The organism is Bacillus amyloliquefaciens DSM 7 = ATCC 23350 (assembly GCF_000196735.1).
Taxonomy (GTDB): Bacteria; Bacillota; Bacilli; order Bacillales; family Bacillaceae; genus Bacillus; species Bacillus amyloliquefaciens.
The window spans coordinates 177501-196814 of the sequence record NC_014551.1 but is presented as its reverse complement, the minus strand read 5'-3'; the positions used below and the strand labels follow the sequence as shown (position 1 = coordinate 196814).

Here is a 19314-nt window from a genome sequence, read left to right as displayed (position 1 = left end):
CGAGCCCGCGCCGTTTTCATGATCGGCGCAGGCGCTTTTAAGACGCGTTTCAGGCAAAGCTCCGCGGGAAAATTGTACTGAAAGAGGAGGGTTTCCATGAGCAAAGAGGCATTTTATCATGCGCTGGCCAAAGATATTCTGGACAATTGCGGCGGTTCATCCAATATTTCAGGCTTTACCCATTGTATGACACGCTTAAGAATTACACCTTTTGATCAGGACAAAACGGATATTGAAGCGCTGAAACGGCTTGACGGAGTAATAGGCGTCGTCGAGGCCGAAACCCTGCAGATCATTCTCGGCGCGGGTGTCGTCAATCATGTCGCCGACGCTTTCGCAAACCTTATGTCACCCGGAAAAAACATTGATTTAAAAGAAGCCGCCTCACGGAAAAAAGCTGATCTCAACAGAAAAAACACAACACCCATCACCCTGTTTCTCAGAAAGCTATCAAGCATCTTCATTCCTCTTATTCCCGCACTCATTGCATCAGGTTTAATCACCGGCATTACGAAAGCCGTCATTCAGGCCGGCTGGCTCCCGAAAGAATCCCAAATCGCGCTTATATTAACGGTTATCGGTTCAGGCTTATTTGCTTACCTCGGCGTCCTTGTCGGCATCAATGCGGCGAAGGAATTCGGCGGGACACCCGCGATGGGCGGCCTTGCGGGGATATTGATCCTTAACCCTGAGATCGCCAATATCAGTTTGTTCGGAGAGAATCTGCTCCCTGGCAGGGGAGGATTAATCGGCGTGCTTTTCGCCGCGATTTTTATCGCTTATACCGAGCGGTTGATCAGAAAGTACGTCCATCAATCCATCGACATTATCGTTACGCCTACATTGTCTTTGCTTATCACCGGGCTGGTAACATATGTCGTCTTTATCCCTGTAGGCGGTTTTATTTCTGATCTGATTACATCAGGCTTATTGTCGCTATTGAATGTCGGGGGAGCAGTGTCGGGGTTTGTATTAGGGGCCGCCTTCCTGCCTCTTGTCATCACCGGGCTGCATCAGGGCTTGACTCCCGTGCATCTGGAATTAATCCGATCAATCGGAGATGACCCGCTTCTCCCGATTCTCGCGATGGGAGGCGCAGGTCAAGTAGGCGCAGCCTTCGCCATCTTTATGAAAACAAAAAAAGCCTCATTGAAAAGAGCGATTGGAGGCGGACTTCCATCAGGTCTGCTCGGAATCGGGGAGCCGCTCATCTTCGGCGTCACACTCCCGCTCGGCCGGCCGTTTTTAACAGCGTGTTTGGGCGCGGGAATCGGCGGCGCCTTTCAAGCCCATTTTCAAGTGGCCACTTTTTCAATCGGTGTCTCCGGCCTTCCGCTCTCATTTCTCGTACAGCCGGCCCAGATCGTTTTGTATATCATCGGTCTCTTCATCTCTTACGCGGCGGGCTTTGTCTTCACTTATGCTTTCGGGTTTACGGATGACATGGCTGCTGAATTTGATTAGCCGGGAGGAATCAGAATATGAAAACACTGGCAGCCGCCATACTCACAATGGTCATCAGCTTTTCTTTTCTGCCGCAGCACAAAGCCTTCGCCCAATCCAAATTATACGATACAGCAAAGCTCAGAAAGGTTGATCAAATGATTGAAAAAGACATTGCAGCAGGATTCCCGGGCGCCGTCCTCGTCGTCGTAAAGGACGGACGAGTGATAAAAAAGAAAGCATACGGCTACAGCAAAAAATATGATGGAAACGTTCTTTTATCCCATCCGAAAAAAATGAAAACATCAACTATGTTTGATTTAGCTTCCAATACAAAAATGTACGCGGCGAATTTTGCATTACAGCGCCTCGTCAGTCAGGGGAAGCTTGATGTATATCAAAAAGTCTCGGCTTACCTTCCCGATTTCAAAGACAGAAAAAGCGATCCGGTTCAAGGGAAAGACCGCATACGCGTCATTGATGTGCTCCAGCATCAATCCGGTCTTCCGGCAAGTTTTTATTTCTATCAGCCTGACACGGCGGGCCCTTTTTATTCACAACAACGGGACAAAACGATCCGTTTTCTCACCCAAATCCCGCTTGAATACAAACCGGGGACAAAGCACGTATACAGTGATATCGGGTACATGCTTCTCGGATGCATCATTGAAAACATAACCGGAAAAACCCTCAATGCTTATGCGGAGCAAGAACTGTATAAACCGCTGAAACTGAAGCATACCCTGTTCAATCCGCTGCAAAAAGGCTTCAAAGAAAAAGCATTCGCAGCCACTGAACGCTTAGGCAACACGCGTGACGGGGCCATCCATTTTCCTCACATCAGGACGTATACGCTGCAAGGGGAGGTTCACGACGAAAAAGCTTTTTACTCAATGGGAGGAGTGTCCGGCCATGCAGGACTGTTTTCCAGAGCTGATGACATGGCCGTCCTTCTTCAAGTCATGCTGAACGGCGGCACTTACAAACACGTTTCTCTCTTCAATAAACAAACGGCTGATCTGTTCACAACGACGGCTTCATCTGACCCGACTTTCGCTCTCGGCTGGCGGAAAAACGGCAGCCCTGATATGGAGTGGATGTTCGGTCCTTATGCAAGCAGGCAGGCTTACGGCCATACCGGATGGACCGGCACCGTCACGATCATTGACCCCGCTTATAACCTGGGGATCGCACTTTTGACCAACAAAAAGCATTCCCCCGTCGTCAGCCCCGGTGAAAACCCCAATGTTTTCGAAGGGGATCTTTTCCCGACCGGAAGCTACGGCAGCGTTGTAAAGGCGATTTACGAAGCCATTGAATGACACCCCAAGTCTTTTGTCTACACTATGACGACAGGAGGACATCATTATGAAACTTGTCATCTCAGCTGTATTACTGTTGTTCATTGTTTCCGGCACACATCATGCATCGACAAAACCGGACATTCCGTCACAGGCGGAACAAGCGGTATCCCGCATGACATTAGATGAAAAACTGGGGCAGATGCTCATGCCTGATTTTCGAAATTGGCAAAAGAAGGGGCAGTCATCCCCTCAGGCTCTTACCCAAATGAATGACGAAGTCGCAGGGCTTATTCAAAAGTACCGGTTCGGCGGCGTTATCTTATTTGAAGAAAATGTAAAAAGCACTGAGCAAACGGTCCGCCTGACAGATGCCTTTCAAAAGGCGAGCCCTGATATTCCACTTTTATTAAGCATTGATCAAGAAGGCGGCATCGTAACAAGACTTGGTGAAGGCACTCATTTCCCAGGCAATATGGCACTCGGAGCCGCGAGAAAAACAGCTTACGCGTCCCAGACCGGCGCCATAATCGGGAAAGAACTGAAGGCACTTGGCATTAATACGAATTTCGCTCCCGTTCTCGATATCAATAATAATCCCGGAAATCCGGTCATCGGCGTCAGGTCATTCAGTTCAGACCGTGATCTGACAGCATCACTCGGCCTTGCCTCAATGAAGGCTCAGCAAAAACAGGATGTCGCTGCCGCCGTCAAACATTTCCCGGGACACGGCGATACGGATGTCGACAGCCACTACGGCCTCCCGCTTGTCACCCACAGTCAAGAAAGGCTGCGTCAGATTGAACTTTATCCGTTCCGGAAAGCCATTCAGGCCGGGGCCGATATGATCATGACAGCCCATGTGCAATTTCCCGCTTTTGACGATACAACTTATAAAAGCAAACTGGACGGTTCAGACATCCTCGTACCCGCCACACTCTCGAAAAAAGTGATGACTCATCTTCTCCGTGAGGAAATGGGATTTAACGGCGTCATTGTCACGGATGCATTAAATATGAAAGCCATTGCCGATCATTTCGGCCAGGAAGAGGCGGTCGTCATGGCCGTAAAAGCAGGAGTGGATATCGCTCTGATGCCGGCCCAAGTGACATCGCTGCAAACGGAAAACCGCTTTGCCCAAGTTCTTGCCGCTTTAAAAAAGGCGGTTCAGAAAGGGGAAATACCGGTTCAGCAAATTAACAAATCGGCGGAACGCATCATTTCCCTGAAAATAAAAAGAGGTATATATCCCGCGAAAGAAACAAGTCTGAATAAGAAGGTCGCAAAAGCAAAGCAAACCGTCGGAAGCAAAAACCATCTGAAAGCTGAAAAACAAATCGCGGAAAGATCCGTCACCGTCTTACAAAACAAAAACCGTACCCTTCCATTCAAACCGAAAAAGAACAGCCGCGTTCTCATTGCCGCTCCTTATGAAGATCAAACAGCATCCATGGAACAAACCATCCGGCAGCTCATCAAGAAGAAAGAGATCCGGCCGGTAACCATCAGTAAAATGAACTTCGCCGAGCGCACATTTAATGATGAGTATAAAAAGCTCGTATCCGACGCCGATTACGTCATTACAGGCTCATATGTCGTGAAAAATGACCCTGTCGTAAATGACGGCACCATTGACGATTCTGTCACAGATCCCGGCAAGTGGACGACCGCATTTCCGCGGGCCGTCATGAAATCCGCACAATCGAACCATAAACCCTTTGTGCTGATGAGCCTTCGTAATCCTTACGACGCCGCTAATTTTGAAGAAGCTGAAGCCCTTATTGCAGTCTACGGCTTTAAAGGATATGCAGACGGACAATTTCTTCAGCCAAACATTCCGGCAGGCATTGAAGCGATATTCGGACAGACAAAACCGAAAGGCAGGCTGCCCGTTGACATTCCTTCCGTCACTCACCCGGGAACGACGCTGTACCCTTATGGCTTCGGAATTAATCTAAAAAACGGAAAACCGCTTTAAACAGGAGGGCTGATCATGAAAACACAAACGGCTGCGCTTCTCGCCGGATTAGTCGTCATCAGTGCCATGACGGCAGTCTCGGCGGCTTCTGACAGAAATTCACACACTGCCAAGAAACCAAGCATCGAAACAGGCATCGACCGCCTGCTGAAAGATTATAAACAAGAACTGAAGGGAAAAAGGATCGGGCTGATCACCAATCCGACCGGTGTGAACTCAACATTGAAAAGCAGCGTTGACGTGCTTTACGAGGCACAAGACATTCATTTGACGGCATTATTCGGACCGGAGCACGGTGTTCGCGGGGACGCTCAGGCCGGAGACAAAGTCACATCCTATATAGACGAAAAAACAGGGCTTCCCGTCTACAGCCTTTACGGAGAAACGAGAAAACCGACGCCTGACATGCTGAAAGATACGGATGTGCTGATTTTCGATATTCAGGATGTCGGAACGCGATACTACACCTACATTTATACAATGGCCTATGCCATGGAAGCGGCCAAAGAAAAAGGCATTCCTTTCTATGTCTTGGACCGGCCGAATCCGCAAGGCGGACGAAATCCGGACGGCCCGGTTCTTGAACCTCATTACGCTTCATTTGTCGGACTTTATCCAATCCCGCTGAAGCACGGCATGACCATCGGCGAGCTTGCTCTCTTATTCAATAAAGAGTTTCATATTGGCGCCGACCTCACCGTCGTAAAGATGAAGCGCTGGAAGCGGACGATGACGATTGAAGATACCGGTCTGCCGTTCGTCCTCCCTTCGCCAAACATCCCGACCCCGGACAGCATATTCGCATATTCGGCAACAGGCTTAATTGAAGGCACAAATGTATCTGAAGGAAGAGGCACGACGAAGCCGTTTGAACTTATCGGTGCGCCTTATATGAAGAGCACAGAGCTTGAAGAACGCCTTAACAGCCTCAAGCTTCCCGGCGTCACCTTCAGAGCCGCTTCATTCATCCCCAGCTTCTCCAAGCATCAAGGCAAGCTATGCCACGGCGTACAAGTCTACGTAACAAACAGAAACACATTTGAAGCGGTAAAAACAGGGCTCTCCATTCTGAAAACCATGCATGACTTATATCCGAATGACTTCTCATTCCTGCCGACAGGAGCTTTTGACAAGCTGATCGGCAACGGCTGGGTACGCAAAAAAATAGAACAAAGCGCTTCCATTCAAGACATCATCAGCACATATCAGCGCCGGCTTGATCAATTCGAGCCCGTAAGAAAGCAATACCTCATATACTGACAAGATTCGTGTTACACGTGTAACATTTTGACGTGTTTTGCATTTCCGCCTTTTTATAGGAAAACATTCATTTATTTGGTACAATTCAAATGATAACAGTTATCATTTGAATGAATGTTTCCTAAAAGGTGGTTTCTCATGAAAAACACATTATTCTTTCACCCAATTGATATCATCTCCGTAAAAAAAACAGCCGACCTTCTGTCAGAGCATCAGCTCACTGATTCCCCCGTACTGATCTTTCATGTGAAAGGCGAGGGAAAAATTGATATCGGAACAGACAGCGTCCCGCTCCAGAAGGAAACACTCTACATCTGTCCTCGTGATGAGACATTCAATATTGATCCTATGCCGTCAGACGGCATCCATTTGTATATCGTCAGACTCCGTGTTTTTTCCTATTTCTCAGACGAAGAAGCGATGCTTCCGGTTAATGGGGGAGACATCTTTCACGGACTCCAGCAAATGAATTTGCAGACGGTTGAACATTTGACAAGCCGGCTTCAGTCACTTTCCGAAAATGTGCAATCAGCAGACGCATTGCAGAAAATGAAATCAACAGCCGACTTTCAGCAGCTGATGTACGACCTGTATGCCGCAAAAGTGTGTCATCAGAACAATACGAAAGCGGCGATCGAACAGACAAAACAATTCATACATGCACAATTCGCCACAAAAATCACGCTCACCCAGCTTGCGCAAATGGCGGGGATCAGCCCCAAGCATTACAGTGAATCCTTTAAAAAGCTATATGGGCAGAGCGTAACAGAATATATCACAGACATCCGCATGACCAATGCAAAAAAACTGATGGCCAAAGCCAGCTGCAAACTGCGGGAAATCGCTCATCAAATCGGCTACCAGGACGAATTTTATTTCAGCCGCATCTTTAAAAAACATACCGGCAGCTCACCTACAAGCTATATGAAAAAAAGACGCACAAAAATGGCTGCGTACGGGAAAGAAATGATGGGGCATCTGATCCCGCTGCATCACGTGCCTTACGCTGCGGCGCTTCACCCGAAATGGACGGCCTATTATTACAAACAATTCTCTTCCGACATTCCCGTTCACCTGAGCGCTTACCGCTACAACGCAGATTGGGAAGAGAATTTACATACGCTGTCTCAAGCTGCGCCTGACATCATTTTCAGTCTGGATTCTGTCAGTGAAGAAGAAAAACAGCGCCTGAATGATATCACCGAAGTTTTCTACCTGCCGACTCAAGACAATTGGAGAGATCAGTTTCTGCGCACGGCCGCTTACCTGAATGAAGAACAGGAAGCAAAGCATTGGCTTGAAGCCTATCAAAGCCTTGCGCAATCAGCGAAGGATTCGCTTCAAAACGTGCGTCATCAGCGTTTCTTATTTGTCCGTGTGTATAAAGAAAATATGTATATCGCCCATAACAACAGCATTGAGGAAGTCTTCTTCGGCGATTTAGGCTTTGCCTCCGCAAAACCGGAATCCTTTGCTCCCGACGAAAAGATTTCATTGGACATGCTGGCGGATTGCCAAGCTGACTGCATCATGCTTTTTACTTGCAAAGAACCGGAAACACTTCGCTATTTTCAGCGCATTCAGCAGACTGAGATATGGCAGAACCTTAGAGCAGTCAGCAATAAACGCGTGTTTCCCATTTCATCCGACCCGTGGATTGAATATTCTCCAAGCGGCCATCAGCGGATCATTGAGCAAAGCATTTCCATTTTTTCCGAAGATCGTCCATGGTAATACCGGAAATTGTCCATGGTCTTATCTCTGTTCATTCTCTATAATTCCAATTGATAATAGTTATCAATTGAACAGGAGGAACAATAGATGAAGAAATTGGCATTCGCTTTCATGATTTTGCTTTTGGCTTTCACGGCCGCGGCTTGCGGAAGCTCAGAAACATCTGATACAGCAAGTAAAGGAAAGGACGCTTCTTCAGATAAAAAGAAAATCGAATATCTCGGAAAAACATATGAAGTCAAAGCGCCGACTGACAAAATCGCCATTACAGGCAGCGTAGAGTCAATGGAAGACGCCAAATTACTCGACGTCCATCCGGCAGGAGCGATTTCATTCTCCGGCAAATTCCCGGAACTGTTTAAAGATATTACAGATAAATCCGTATCAACCGGTGAAAAAATGCAGCCGAATATGGAAAAAATTCTTGAGCTGCAGCCGGATGTCATTCTGGCATCAACCAAATTCCCGGAAAAAACATTAAAAAAATTGAGCGGCACCGCTGAGACCATCCCTGTCTCTCATATCTCATCAAACTGGAAAGAAAACATGATGCTGCTCGCCCAGCTTACCGGTAAAGAGAAAAAAGCGAAAGAAATCATTGCCGATTACGAACAGGATCTAAAAAAGACAAAAACAAAGATCAACAGCAAAGCGAAACAGTCAAACGCGCTGGTTATCAGAATCAGACAAGGCAATATTTATATTTACCCTGAACAAGTTTATTTCAACTCCACGCTATACGGTGATTTAGGTCTGAAGGCGCCGGCCGAAGTCAAAGCGGCGAAAGCGCAGGAACTGATTTCTCTTGAAAAATTAAGCGAAATGAATCCCGACCATATCTTCGTACAATTCTCTGATGATGAAAACGCGGATAAACCGGACGCGTTGAAAGATTTAGAGAAAAATCCGATCTGGAAGAGCCTGACGGCGGTCAAAAAAGACCATGTATACGTCAATACGATTGATCCATTAGCTCAAGGCGGAACCTCTTGGAGTAAAATCCGCTTCTTACAGGTTGCGGCTGATAAGTTGACTCAAGACTAATAAAGAGTAGGTTTTTCACATGTATGCAAAACGGCGGACACACATTATTATCATCGCTTCACCGATTGCCATTGTTCTGTCGCTGCTGCTTTCCGTTTTATATGGCGCAAAGCAGCTTGACGTCCATACCGTGTTCTCCGCATTGCTGCACTTTAATCCGGAGAATACCGACCATCAGATCATATGGCATTCAAGAATCCCAAGGGCTGCCGGCGCGATGTTTATCGGCGCCGCCCTTGCTGTTTCCGGAGCGCTCATGCAGGGAATCACACGGAACTATCTGGCCTCGCCTTCGATCATGGGTGTGTCGGACGGCTCCGCTTTTATCATTACCCTTTGCATGGTATTGCTCCCTCAATCGACATCCATTGAAATGATCATATACTCGTTTATCGGTTCCGCTTTCGGCGCCGCCCTTGTTTTCGGGCTGGCCTCCATTCTTCCCGGCGGTTTTACCCCGGTGCAGCTTGCCATTATCGGAACGGTGACCAGTATGCTTCTCAGCAGTCTGTCGGCTGCGCTTTCGATTTATTTTCAAATCTCGCAGGATCTCAGTTTTTGGTACAGTGCGAGACTGCATCAAATGAACCCTGATTTTTTGAAACTGGCCGTCCCGTTTTTCGCTATCGGAATCATCACGGCCATGATTCTCAGCAAAAAGGTTACAGCCGTATCATTAGGAGACGACATTTCAAAAAGTCTGGGACAGCAGAAAAGAACTATCAAACTCATGGCGATGGCGGCCGTTGTCATATTGACCGGAAGCTCGGTGGCGCTCGCCGGAAAAATTGCCTTTGTCGGTTTGGTCGTTCCGCACATCACACGCTTTCTCGTCGGATCAGACTACAGCAGGCTGATTCCCTGCGCGTGCATCATCGGCGGCGTCTTCCTGACCTTTTGCGATCTTGCCAGCCGATTGATCAATTATCCGTTTGAGACACCTATTGAAGTTGTTACTTCTATCATCGGTGTTCCTTTCTTTCTTTATTTGATTAAAAGAAAAGGAGGGGATCAGCGCGGTGCGTAAAATGGCCGGAATTTATATCATACTGATTGTTCTCATATTGCTCGTAAGCTATTTCAGCATGACCAGCGGTTCTTTTTCCGCAAAGCCGGGTGAACTGCTCAGTACGCTTTTCCACATCCATCCGAATCCTCAATATGAAATTTTGCTGTTTCAGCTGAGGCTGCCGCGCATTGTCATGGCGGCTGCCATCGGACTCGGTTTGGGGATAGCCGGAACCGTTATTCAGGCCATTACCAAAAACGGACTGGCCGATCCCGGGATTTTAGGCATCAATGCCGGAGCCGGAGCGGGAATCGTTGCGTTTATGCTTCTGTTTCAGGGGCAATCTGAAGCGACGGCGCTTGCATCAGCCATGGGTATGCCTGTCTTCGGCCTCATCGGAGGATTGATGGCGGCCGTGCTGATTTATATTTTCGCCTGGCACCGGGGCCATTTGGAATCCGGCAGAATTATTCTCGTCGGAATCGCCATGAATTCCGGATTCAGCGCGCTGTCTCTATTTCTTTCATTAAAAATGGACCCGCAGGACTATGAGATGGCGATGGTCTGGAAGAACGGCAGCATCTGGTCAGCAAACTGGATGACCATTACGGCGATACTCCCGTGGCTGATCGTGTTCATCCCTCTGCTGATGGCGAAAATGTCATTGTTGGATACCATACGTTTCGATGAGGACACGGTGAAAAGCCTCGGTGTTTCATCCAATAAAGAAAAAACCATTTTACTCGTTGCCTGCATCGCTCTGATCAGCGCATGTGTGACCGCAGCGGGCAGCATGGCGTTTGTCGGACTGATCGCGCCTCATATTTCCCGCAGGCTTGCCGGAATTGAACACAGATATTCGTTACCGGTCAGCGGACTGGTGGGTATGCTTCTCGTCATATCCGCCGACTTTGCGGGCAAATTGTTCTTTCAGCCATCAGAAGTGCCGGCGGGCATTATTCTGGCGATTCTCGGCGTTCCTTATTTCTTTTTTCTGCTGTTTAAACAAAAAAAGGGATTGGACGCATGAGAGGCACACTCACAGAACACCGGATAAACGGAAAGGAATGCACGGTGTATCTTCCTCCCTCCTATTCGGTTCAAACCAAGGCTTTACCCTGGGTTTACGTACTTGATGGGGGTGTTTTGTTTTTAGAGCAGATGGAGAAGCTTGAATTCCAATTTGCGAACGGAACACTTCCTGAATTGATTTTCGCCGGCATCAAACCGGATAACAGGCTCGATGAGTACACACCATGGCCTGCGCCTTCCCTGAGCCCTGCGTTTCATGATTTCGGCGGCAAAGGGAGCCTCTTTCTTGAAGACCTGACAAATACCATCATCCCAACGGTTGAAGATATGCATCACATGTCTCCGGACCCGGAAACAAGAGGACTGATCGGCGCGTCATTAGGCGGATTGTTTTCAATGTACGCGATGTTACAGAAGCCTGAGATATTCGGCAGAATCGGCTGTATCTCCGGGTCCTTCTGGTATGAAAAATCGGCAGACTATGTCCGCTCCGCACCTTTGCGGCAGACACGGCAGCGCATCTATATGTCTGTCGGCAGCCGTGAAGCTGAGCATAAAAACAACATCCAAAACACTATGGTCAGACAAAATAGAGACGTGCATGAAAGCATGAGGCAAAAAGGCTTCTCTCACTCTCAGCTCTGTTTCACGATTGAAGAGGGCGCCGTGCACCATCAAGAAGCGTTCAAAAGACAATTCATTTCAGCTCTAAGCTGGCTGTACGGAAAAAACCGCTCACGTGGCTGAGCGGTTTTTTTCATACTTCATAACGACCGGCTTAAGTTCAAAGCGCCTCAGCAAATAGCCGAATAAAGCGGCAAGGATTTGCTGAAAAAGCATCCCGATGACGACCGGAACCGCCACTTGCGACGGAAAAAACGAAACGGCGAGAACGGCCCCAGCACTGATATTGCGCATGCCTCCCGTATAAATCAGAGAGACAATTTCATCCTGGCTCCGCTTCAACAGCCTTCCGATCAGCCAAGCCACAGCATAACCCGTCATGGCAATAAAAAATACCACGGCCGCAATGCCCGCAAATTTGATATCCAAGTGCGTAACATACGGCGCGATTTCCGAACTGTTAATGGCAATGACTATCATCAGACAGAGTTTTGAAAAAGGAGACAGCGTCCGGCTTATCGCCTGAGTCCTGACCGGCGGGGAAAACTGGTTGACCATCATCCCTGCGATAGACGGAAGCACCACCATTTCCAAAAGCCCTTTCATCATTCCCCACACATCCATCTGGACATTTGCCCCGGCCAGGACAGAAAGGCTCAGCGGCACGATAAAAGGAGACAGTACGGTATCAACCAGGATTATAGACAGCGTCAATCCGACATTCCCCTTATACATCGCGGCCCAAATCAAACTCGTAATTCCGGTCGGAATCACCACACCCATTATCAGCCCCGTCACAGTTAAAGGGTCACCGCTGAATATCAGATGACCGCTTCCCCATGCAAAAACAGGCATGAAAATATGCAGAACAAACAATGCCATGATCATCGGGAGCGGCTGCTCAATACTTCGCTTCAGCGATTGAAAATTGGCACTCAGACTGCCCGTAAATGTAATAAAAGCAAAAATCCACGGCACAGCGCCGGCCATCCAGCTGATATGCTGAGATAACAGCACACCCGCCGCCACACTTGACGGAGTCAAAAGCGGCATGATTCTCCCCAACACTTGGTTCATCTTCTGAAGCCACATCATATGCAAGTCTCCTATATACGGTTTTCAAGTCTCATTCATTATAACAATGCACTCCGGCAAATTTAACCGAAAAAAAGCCCGGATATATTCATCCGGACTTCACAAATTCTATGCCATTTGCTTCATTAAATCTCGGCTTTTCTGATTTAATCCCTTTAATTCAGCCTCAATTCCGTATTCTTTACATTTGGCGACAATTTTCTCAAGAGCCGCCGCTCCTGAATCATCCCATACGTGGGCACCTGTCAAATCAATGACAATCCGTTTCACACCTTCATCATAATCGATGGCATTCATCAGCTCAGATACAGAAGCAAAAAAGATCTGTCCCGTTACCTTATATGTTCTGACATCTTTCTGTTCGGAATGTGATACAATCTTCAGCTTAGAAATTTTAGCCGTGAAAAAGATTGCGCTTAATAACACACCCACGAAAACACCCTTCGATAAATCATTTGTCAGGACGACCGTCAAGACGGTAATAACCATAACGATTGAATCCGTAAGAGGCGCTTTCCGCAAGCCTTTAATCGATGACCAATCAAAAGTGCCGATGGACACCATAACCATCACGGCCACCAGCGCAGCCATCGGAATTTTCACAACGATACCGCTTAATACGGCAATTAAAAACATCAAAAACGCTCCGGCCGTAAAAGCTGATAACCGGCCGCGTCCGCCGGCTTTCGTATTAATGACGGACTGGCCGATCATGGCGCATCCGGCCATCCCTCCGAAAAATCCGTTCACAATATTAGCGATTCCTTGTCCGCGGCTTTCTTTGTTCTTATCACTATCCGTATCCGTCATTTCGTCAATGATCTGGGCCGTCAGCAATGACTCAAGCAATCCGACGAATGCAAGCGCCAGTGAATACGGGAAAATAATCCGCAATGTCTCAAACGTCCACGGAACATCCGGTATCAAGAAATGCGGAAGTGAACTTGTAATTCCGCCCATATCACCGACTGTGCGGACATCCGCATGGAAAACCACCGCAATAATCGTCATGACAATAATCGCCACCAGCGGAGACGGCACGGCCGTCGTAACCTTCGGCAAAAGATATATAATAGCCAGTGATCCGGCGAGCATGGCGTACATCACCCAGGATGCCCCTTTGAACTGCGGCAGCTGCGCAGAAAAAATCAAGATCGCCAAAGCATTCACAAATCCGATCATGACCGAACGCGGAATAAATTTCATTAATCTCGCTATCTTACTGACCCCGAGAACAAATTGAATAATACCTGTCAAAATGGTTGCCGCAAACAAATACTGCAGTCCGTAATCGGCCACCAAAGTCACCATTACTACCGCCATCGAACCTGTAGCGGCTGAAATCATTCCCGGTCTGCCGCCGAAGATCGAAATAATAATCGCGATGCAAAATGATGCGTAAAGGCCGACCATAGGATCGACACCTGCAATAATTGAAAATCCGATTGCCTCAGGAATCAGAGCAAGAGCAACCAGAATACCGGCCAGAATGTCTTTACGGACATTTCCGAACCATTGCTGCTGTAATGTATAATCTTTCAAATGATAACGACTCCTTTTTACTATAAAAATCCGCACCATATCAGTTGGAAGCATTGACTTTATCTGGGGAATATGAGGACGGCTTACGGAGCAAAAGAGGACACGCTCAGAGTATAATGTCGTTGAGGAAAGGAATTGTTAACAAAGAGTATCATATTAAATTTTTAAAAAATGTGCAAGACCGGATAAATAAGAAAGAAAAACGGCTCTCATTTGAGCCGTTTTCGCCATTTTTATAAAAGTTCCGGATCAGACACGAGAATGGTTTTTATCGCGCTGATATCCTTTCTCTCTTTTGTCACCGGGTCGATGCCCATGAGATGATCAATGGCTTCTTCATAATTCTTCAGTTCCGTCTTTTCAGTAATGAAATCATAGAGCTGCGGAAGGTCGGACGCACATGCCAACGCAGCCTCCATGATCTGCCGGGCTTCACCTGTGCCCACAATCGTCACGCCGTTTGACAGCAGCTGGTACGGCCTTACCGTCATCTCATACGTATCATCAAAGCCCATCGGCACAATTCTGCCTCCCTTTTCAATGAAAGGATAAGCCCAATCAAGCTGGTTGCCGATCGCGTCAAAAATCACATCAAATTTTCTTCCTTGATTAATCCGTTTCACTTCATCCACGGTTAGCGCTTCAGGATGGTAGACATAATCCGATATCCGGCTTGCCGCCTCACTCCGGAAGCTGCCTATTTCAGTCGCGACCGTCAAACGCGCCAGTTTTTTCACCATCATTTGCACAAGCAGTCCGATCGGTCCGGAACCCAAAACCAAAACCGAATCCTCCGGCTGAATCGAAGCCTTATCCACAACGTTCAGCACACAGGAGAGAGGTTCAACCAACGTGGCTCGCTCCCATTCCATGGAATCCGGAATTTTGTACATGAACCGATCTTCCCCCACGTAATATTCCGCAAACGTCCCATGCGCCCCGATTCCAAGCTGCCATTCCTCGAAGGTTTCGCAATAACACGTCAGTCCTCTCCGGCAATAATGGCATTTCCCGCAAAACTGTGTGGGATCTATCACGACGCGGTCTCCGACTTTTACATTTGTCACGTCCGGCCCGACTTCCACGACCGCTCCCACCGATTCATGCCCCATAATCATATGATGGGTTGCATTCATTTTTCCTTTCAGCACATTTAAGTCCGTGCCGCAGATACCGGTGCCGAAAATTTTCACCTTCACATCATTGGCTTTTCGAATTTGAGGCTCGTCCACCTCTTGATATTCAAGCTTATCATTAGGAGTCCAGACCAACGCCTTCATATCTCTCTTCCTTTCTGCCCCAGCGGATTTGGTCTAATAATGTCTGATGAAGCTCCTTCGTTGATGCAGCGATACATGATTGCTGATTCTGGTAACTTAAATCTGTCAGAAGTGTGTCGTCTAAAGACCGGCCGTACGCATCCGTAATGACCACTCCCGCTTTCTTCGCCAAAAAGACGCTCGCGGCAATATCATAAGGAAATAAGTGCAGCACCTGTCCGTTCCCGACCTGCTGAAAATCTGAAAGCAGCTTCGGATCATCTTTCAGCAGACGATTGCCGATATCCACATAAGCATCCATCTGCCCCGTAATAATTCGTGAAATCGAATAAGAAGCGCTGTTGAAAACAAAGACTCCGCCGTTATTGGCCGACTGGTCAATCAAATGGCCGTATGCGTCCGTCATCAGCTGCGCCGGATGCCCGTTAAACTCAAGGCTCCAAAACATATTTTTAATATCCTGCACTCCGCTCAAATTCGGCAATTCTCCCTGATACCCTTCAAATTGAATGGTATCGCTGTAAATATCACCGTACATATAAGCGCCTGATTTCAATTCAAGTAAAAAAGCAAATTCGATATCCTTAATTCTTGCGTTTGGCTTATAGGAAGCAAGCGCAATCGAAATACATGACATTTCAAGTCCCGCGGCGGCCGGGCGCGTTCCGTCTATCGGATCTACAATTAAAATATATTGCGGATTCTCTCCAATCAGCTTGAGGCCGCCATCCTCCGTGTAAAAAGCAACCGGATGGCCCTTTTCTTGAATATAATCCAGCACCGCCTCCTCAGCAGCGGCGTCTATATTAAATTGAGCATCGCCTCCGGGGGAATATCCGTTTACGAGCCGATTTTTCAGCGTGCCTTTTTGATTTTTCACCTTTTGATAAACATATTGTCCAAGCTCAATGATATAGTCTCTCACTTGATTTCCTCCAATAGCTTGCGAAGTCTGTAGCAGAGCACCTCAGCTTCACTAAGTGTAATGGTTAAAGGCGGACGGATTTTAAATACATTTCCGAATCCGTAACGGGATGTCCGGAGAATCAGTCCGTAATCCATCGCCCGTTTGGCAATATAATTGGTCAGCTCCACATCAGGTTCATTGTTCTCTTTGACAATCTCAACACCGATCATCAGACCGACGCCTCTTACTTCAGAAATAAAAGCAAAATCCTCTTTCATCGTTTCTAAGCGGTCCATAATATAATTTCCGACCGTCGTTACGTTTTCCAAAAATCCTGGACGCTGCATGATATCTATGGTTTTACACGCGGCTGCAGCGGCCATCACATTAGATCCGTACGTAAAGGAATGTGTATATCCCGGAAGTCCGGTATACTTCTCCTCCGTCAGAGTGGCGGCAACTTGAAAGCCTGTGCCCCCGAGCCCTTTTGCTACGGTCATCATATTGGGTTTCACATCGAAATGGTCCGCGGCAAACATTTTACCCGTCCGTCCGAACCCGGTCTGAATTTCATCAAAGATCAGGGCGATATCATGTTCATCACATAGCTTTCTCAGCTGTTTAAAATACTCTTTAGGCGGAACGACGTTTCCTCCGTTTCCGGATATCGGTTCAATAATCATGGCGGCAATTTTTCCATTGCTCGCATACTCAATAAAATCATTAATTCTTTCTACGCACAGCATACCGCACGAATCAGGTTTCTGATTATAAAAACAGCGGCTGCAATAGGGATCAGGTACTTGTAGGCCAAAAGAGATTTGCGGCGGGAAAGGTTCTTTTCTGAATGAGTTGCCGGACAAAGCGGATGTCATATAGGTTTGTCCGAGGTGGCTTCGAAATAAGGAGATGACGTCGGTTTTCCCGGAGTAATACTGAGCCATTTTAATAGCTCCTTCATTCGCACCGGAACCGCTGCTGACTTTAGGGTGTACTTTTGTGAGATTATCGGGGGCGATTTCGACTAGTTTTTCTGCTAGTTTATTTACGGCGTCTGTTTGAAAGGACGATGTCACATGGATCAGCTTATCGGCTTGATCTTTAACCGTATCAATGACTTCTTTGTTACCGTATCCTAAATTCAAGTTAAACGTGGCAGAAGCACAATCAATATACTCATTACCTTCTTGATCGTACAGGTAAATCCCTTCTCCGCGCTCCATTACTACATCGTCAACACTGTAATACAAGCTGTCTGGATTCGTGATTTCCTTCGTTCCCACAAATACCACCCCTATGAAATTATTAGAAACTCGCTTTTTATCGTATTAATAATTGAAAATAATGTCAACGATCTTCTTGTAAAAAATGTTAACAATTTGTTAACGTTACCATAAGGGATGTATGTGAAAAGGTTATGTGATATAGTAACAATACTTGGATTTTTTGTAAAAACATCATGTCGTACGAGTAGAGAGAAATATTATTTTACCAATAAGGAGATAAAATGATGAAAACTCGTCTGCTGTGGATAAGCTGTTTTTCTTATGGATCGATTGCCTTTACACTTGTTATTCTTGGAGCCGTACTCCCTGAGTTACTCACACATTATTCACAAACCTACAGCAATGGCGGAGTACTAGTATTTTCTCAGTTCATGGGCTTCCTCGTGGGTGTCATCGGAATGCCTTACATGGTGAAAAAGTTCGGGCGCAAAAACGTCGTTATCTTTGGCCTGGCACTCATCAGCTGTGAGGTTTTCATCACCTTCCTGCCGCCCTGGCCGCTGCTCTTTCTTCTCGTCAGTATAGCAGGACTCGGTGCTGGATTGGTGGAATCCTGCGTAGGCACGATTATCCTCACTGCTATTAAAGAAAGACAAGCCGTGGCTATGAGCAAGATGGAAGTGGCTTACGGATTAGGGGCGCTGTTCATGCCTCTGCTTTCAGGCTTTCTTATCAACAGCCACATGTGGACAATTGCTTTTTTAGTATTAGGGTTATCCAGTTTTGCACTTTTAATCGCATGGAAGCAAATGAGTTTTGGGAGCATTGATCAGCTTCTCATACGCAAAGATGTCTCTTCCGACGGCACTAAAAAAGAAAGCACCGGCTATCGGTCACATGGATTGCTGTTTATTGCCCTGGCAGCTGCTTACTTCTTCTTTTACGGAGGCAGTGAAGTTTCAATTGTACATTTTATCCCCTCCATCTTCGCTGAGAAATGGGATATCCCCAACTCCTTAGCAACGATAACAGTCACCGTGTATTGGACTGGGATGATTATCGGCAGGTTATTAACAGGTCCGGTATCTGAAAAGCTGACATATCACCGTTATCTCCGTATTATAAGCGTTGGCGGCCTGGCTGCACTTGCTGTATTAGCACTAAGTAAAAGCGTATGGTTCGGTTTTGCCCTTTGCTTCTTTTTAGGACTGTTCATGGCCGGCATGTTTGCAATAGCCCTAATCATCACCAATCATTTTTACCCAGGAAAGACAGAAACAACTACCAGTATTCTGCTTGCCTCAAACGGATTAGGGGGTTCACTCCTTCCGATCGCCGTCGGCTGGAGCTTGGATGAGTATCCCGCACAAACCGCGTTCTGGCTGTTCACTGCACTGATGCTCCTGATGCTGCTGATTGTGTTCAGTTTAAGAATGCTCGAGACAATAAAATCAAACAGTCTTCAAAATCACAGCAGCAAAGCAAAATCAATATAAACAAAAAAGCTAATGCCTTTGAAAGGCATTAGCTCTTTATATCTGTGAGATCTTTCATATAAAAAACCCAGTTCATCATGAACTGGGTCAAGATGGCTTGGCGGCGTCCTACTCTCACAGGGGGAAACCCCCGACTACCATCGGCGCTGAAGAGCTTAACTTCCGTGTTCGGCATGGGAACGGGTGTGACCTCTTCGCTATCGCCACCAAACCATTGAGAGTGTTCTCTCAAAACTAGATAACAGGAAGCATACATTCAAAATTGGTTAAGTCCTCGATCGATTAGTATCTGTCAGCTCCATGTGTCGCCACACTTCCACCTCAGACCTATCAACCTGATCAT

Annotated in this window: 15 protein-coding genes and 2 rRNA genes (1 of these 17 cut by a window edge); 10 read left to right on the top strand and 7 right to left on the bottom strand. The window is 47.0% G+C overall.

The genetic code is table 11. From position 1 onward, the window contains the following. The first annotated feature begins 96 nt into the window (after window positions 1-96). From BAMF_RS21300 to BAMF_RS21260, 9 genes are all read left to right on the top strand, one after another. Entirely contained in the window at window positions 97-1464 is a 1368-nt protein-coding gene (locus BAMF_RS21300) for a PTS transporter subunit EIIC (protein WP_013350846.1), read from the top strand. 17 nt (window positions 1465-1481) lie between these two features. Then, complete coding sequence (pbp4b, locus tag BAMF_RS21295; protein WP_013350845.1) at window positions 1482-2765, top strand: penicillin binding protein PBP4B; 1284 nt, start codon at window positions 1482-1484, stop codon at window positions 2763-2765. A gap of 46 nt (window positions 2766-2811) precedes the next feature. Further along, window positions 2812-4722 carry a glycoside hydrolase family 3 protein gene (locus BAMF_RS21290; RefSeq protein ID WP_013350844.1) on the top strand — a complete coding sequence of 637 codons (1911 nt, stop codon included), beginning with the start codon at window positions 2812-2814 and terminating at the stop codon, window positions 4720-4722. A 15-nt stretch (window positions 4723-4737) separates the two neighbouring features. Further along, a complete protein-coding gene (locus BAMF_RS21285) occupies window positions 4738-5982 on the top strand; it encodes an exo-beta-N-acetylmuramidase NamZ family protein (protein WP_013350843.1) in 1245 nt (414 codons plus the stop codon). Window positions 5983-6120: 138 nt separating this feature from the next. After that, window positions 6121-7716: a bacillibactin transport transcriptional regulator Btr gene (gene btr, locus BAMF_RS21280; RefSeq protein WP_013350842.1), complete on the top strand. Its 1596-nt coding sequence runs from the start codon at window positions 6121-6123 to the stop codon at window positions 7714-7716. A gap of 87 nt (window positions 7717-7803) precedes the next feature. Continuing rightward, window positions 7804-8760, top strand: coding sequence for an iron-hydroxamate ABC transporter substrate-binding protein (locus tag BAMF_RS21275; RefSeq protein WP_013350841.1), 957 nt, complete (start codon window positions 7804-7806; stop codon window positions 8758-8760). Between the two features lie 19 nt (window positions 8761-8779). Then, window positions 8780-9787, top strand: coding sequence for a FecCD family ABC transporter permease (locus BAMF_RS21270; RefSeq protein WP_013350840.1), 1008 nt, complete (start codon window positions 8780-8782; stop codon window positions 9785-9787). A 1-nt stretch (window position 9788) separates the two neighbouring features. Further along, window positions 9789-10799: an iron ABC transporter permease FeuC gene (feuC, locus tag BAMF_RS21265; protein ID WP_041481585.1), complete on the top strand. Its 1011-nt coding sequence runs from the start codon at window positions 9789-9791 to the stop codon at window positions 10797-10799. Further along, a complete protein-coding gene (locus tag BAMF_RS21260) occupies window positions 10796-11548 on the top strand; it encodes an alpha/beta hydrolase (RefSeq protein WP_013350838.1) in 753 nt (250 codons plus the stop codon). The genes feuC and BAMF_RS21260 overlap by 4 nt, the downstream gene beginning before the upstream one ends. Here BAMF_RS21260 and BAMF_RS21255 read toward each other — a convergent pair. From BAMF_RS21255 to BAMF_RS21235, 5 genes are all read right to left on the bottom strand, one after another. After that, complete coding sequence (locus tag BAMF_RS21255; RefSeq protein ID WP_088030666.1) at window positions 11537-12478, bottom strand: bile acid:sodium symporter family protein; 942 nt, start codon at window positions 12476-12478, stop codon at window positions 11537-11539. The two genes, BAMF_RS21260 and BAMF_RS21255, sit on opposite strands and share 12 nt — an antisense overlap. A 150-nt stretch (window positions 12479-12628) precedes the next feature. Further along, a complete protein-coding gene (locus tag BAMF_RS21250) occupies window positions 12629-14101 on the bottom strand; it encodes a SulP family inorganic anion transporter (RefSeq protein ID WP_044051890.1) in 1473 nt (490 codons plus the stop codon). A 194-nt stretch (window positions 14102-14295) separates the two neighbouring features. Continuing rightward, window positions 14296-15342, bottom strand: a complete 1047-nt coding sequence (locus BAMF_RS21245) for a zinc-dependent alcohol dehydrogenase (RefSeq protein WP_013350835.1) — start codon at window positions 15340-15342, stop codon at window positions 14296-14298. Further along, window positions 15317-16267: an inositol monophosphatase family protein gene (locus BAMF_RS21240; protein ID WP_013350834.1), complete on the bottom strand. Its 951-nt coding sequence runs from the start codon at window positions 16265-16267 to the stop codon at window positions 15317-15319. Before BAMF_RS21240 ends, BAMF_RS21245 begins: the two co-directional genes overlap by 26 nt. Then, window positions 16264-17532 carry an aspartate aminotransferase family protein gene (locus tag BAMF_RS21235; protein ID WP_013350833.1) on the bottom strand — a complete coding sequence of 423 codons (1269 nt, stop codon included), beginning with the start codon at window positions 17530-17532 and terminating at the stop codon, window positions 16264-16266. The genes BAMF_RS21240 and BAMF_RS21235 overlap by 4 nt, the downstream gene beginning before the upstream one ends. Before the next feature lie 227 nt (window positions 17533-17759). Here BAMF_RS21235 and BAMF_RS21230 point away from each other — a divergent pair, with 227 nt between their 5' ends. Then, on the top strand, window positions 17760-18971 hold the full coding sequence (locus BAMF_RS21230; protein WP_172800831.1) for an MFS transporter: 1212 nt from the start codon (window positions 17760-17762) through the stop codon (window positions 18969-18971). A 95-nt stretch (window positions 18972-19066) separates the two neighbouring features. Here the strand turns inward: BAMF_RS21230 and rrf are convergent. Continuing rightward, window positions 19067-19182: ribosomal RNA gene (rrf, locus tag BAMF_RS21225) — 5S ribosomal RNA — on the bottom strand. 51 nt (window positions 19183-19233) lie between these two features. Continuing rightward, window positions 19234-19314, bottom strand: a 23S ribosomal RNA gene (locus tag BAMF_RS21220); it runs 2849 nt beyond the window's last position.

What these genes read in the sequence shown, in the direction of transcription:
- BAMF_RS21300 (WP_013350846.1), top strand. Translation starts at nt 97, where the DNA reads ATGAGCAAAGAGGCATTTTATCATGCGCTGGCCAAAGATATTCTGGAC.
- pbp4b (WP_013350845.1), top strand. Translation starts at nt 1,482, where the DNA reads ATGAAAACACTGGCAGCCGCCATACTCACAATGGTCATCAGCTTTTCT.
- BAMF_RS21290 (WP_013350844.1), top strand. Translation starts at nt 2,812, where the DNA reads ATGAAACTTGTCATCTCAGCTGTATTACTGTTGTTCATTGTTTCCGGC.
- BAMF_RS21285 (WP_013350843.1), top strand. Translation starts at nt 4,738, where the DNA reads ATGAAAACACAAACGGCTGCGCTTCTCGCCGGATTAGTCGTCATCAGT.
- btr (WP_013350842.1), top strand. Translation starts at nt 6,121, where the DNA reads ATGAAAAACACATTATTCTTTCACCCAATTGATATCATCTCCGTAAAA.
- BAMF_RS21275 (WP_013350841.1), top strand. Translation starts at nt 7,804, where the DNA reads ATGAAGAAATTGGCATTCGCTTTCATGATTTTGCTTTTGGCTTTCACG.
- BAMF_RS21270 (WP_013350840.1), top strand. Translation starts at nt 8,780, where the DNA reads ATGTATGCAAAACGGCGGACACACATTATTATCATCGCTTCACCGATT.
- feuC (WP_041481585.1), top strand. Translation starts at nt 9,789, where the DNA reads ATGGCCGGAATTTATATCATACTGATTGTTCTCATATTGCTCGTAAGC.
- BAMF_RS21260 (WP_013350838.1), top strand. Translation starts at nt 10,796, where the DNA reads ATGAGAGGCACACTCACAGAACACCGGATAAACGGAAAGGAATGCACG.
- BAMF_RS21255 (WP_088030666.1), bottom strand. Translation starts at nt 12,478, where the DNA reads ATGCCGCTTTTGACTCCGTCAAGTGTGGCGGCGGGTGTGCTGTTATCT.
- BAMF_RS21250 (WP_044051890.1), bottom strand. Translation starts at nt 14,101, where the DNA reads ATGGTGCGGATTTTTATAGTAAAAAGGAGTCGTTATCATTTGAAAGAT.
- BAMF_RS21245 (WP_013350835.1), bottom strand. Translation starts at nt 15,342, where the DNA reads ATGAAGGCGTTGGTCTGGACTCCTAATGATAAGCTTGAATATCAAGAG.
- BAMF_RS21230 (WP_172800831.1), top strand. Translation starts at nt 17,760, where the DNA reads ATGAAAACTCGTCTGCTGTGGATAAGCTGTTTTTCTTATGGATCGATT.